At 56.7% G+C, this 1350-nt stretch carries 1 protein-coding gene; it reads right to left on the bottom strand.

The features are described from left to right. Positions 1–1300, bottom strand: a 1300-nt coding sequence (locus tag D8U18_RS13890; protein ID WP_177435021.1) for an enoyl-CoA hydratase-related protein, incomplete at its 3' end; no start/stop codon positions are given. Between the last annotated feature and the right edge of the window lie 50 nt (positions 1301–1350).

The following is a 1350-nucleotide window of genomic DNA, read 5'->3' as shown; positions in this document are numbered from 1 at the left end:
TGGAAATGGTCGAGGTGTTGGACGCGAGGATGGTGTCCTCTTTGACCTTGTCTTCAACTTCCGCCAGAACGGCTTGCTTGACTTTAGGGTTCTCGACAACCGCTTCCACCACCAGATCCACGTGACCGAAGTCGCCGTAAGACAGGGTTGGGCGGATGCCATTGAGCACTTCAGCCATTTTCGCAGCGGTCATGCGGCCTTTATCAACGCGGCCAACCAGCAGTTTGGCGGCTTCGGCCAGACCTTGCTCGATCCCGGCTTCGTTGATGTCCTTCATCAGGATCGGCGTGCCCTTGGACGCCGATTGATAGGCGATACCGCCACCCATGATGCCGGCGCCCAGAACGGCGGCCTGCTTCACGTCCTTGGCGATTTCGTCGTAGGCCTTGGCCTTTTTCTTCAGTTCCTGATCGTTCAGGAACAGACCGATCAAGCTCTGCGCGGCAGAGGTCTTGGCCAGTTTGACGAAACCAGCAGCCTCGACTTCCAGCGCCTTTTCGCGACCGAAGTTCGCGGCTTTCTGGATAGTCTTGATCGCCTCAACCGGCGCCGGGTAGTTCGGGCCGGCTTGACCTGCCACGAAACCTTTGGCGGTTTCGAAAGCCATCATTTGTTCAATGGCGTTCAGCTTGAGCTTTTCAAGCTTCGGCTGGCGCTTGGCCTTGTAGTCGAACTCGCCGGAAATGGCGCGCTTGATCATTTCAAGTGCGGCTTCCTGCAGCTTCTCAGGGGCAACTACTGCGTCCACTGCGCCGACTTTGAGCGCGTCTTCCGGACGGTTTTCCTTGCCAGCGGCAATCCACTCGATGGCGTTGTCGGCACCGATCAGGCGCGGCAGACGCACAGTGCCGCCGAAGCCCGGGTAGATGCCCAGCTTGACTTCCGGCAGACCGATCTTGGCCTTGGTGGACATGACGCGGTAATCCGCCGCCAGGCACATTTCCAGACCACCACCCAATGCGATGCCGTTGATGGCAACCACTGTCGGGACGTTGAGGTCTTCGAAATCGCTGAAAATCTTGTTGGCTTCGAGGTTGCCTGCAACAAGCTCTGCATCCGGCAGCTTGAAGTTGTCGACAAATTCGGTGATGTCGGCGCCGACGATGAAAACGTCCTTGCCACTGCTGACGATCACACCCTTGATCGAAGCATCTGCCTTGATGGTGTCTACGGCCTGACGCAGTTCGTTCAGGGTTAGACGGTTGAACTTGTTGACGGACTCACCCTTGAGGTCGAATTTCAATTCGACGATGCCACTTTCAAGAGCCTTAACCGTGATGGCTTTACCTTCGTAAATCATCAACTGATCTCCACGATATGGAAGCTGAACAGTACACGTCGGACGCAGGC

This window comes from Pseudomonas sp. Sample_10 (assembly GCF_004321495.1).
Classification (GTDB): Bacteria; Pseudomonadota; Gammaproteobacteria; order Pseudomonadales; family Pseudomonadaceae; genus Aquipseudomonas.
This window is presented reverse-complemented; position numbering and strand designations above follow the sequence as displayed.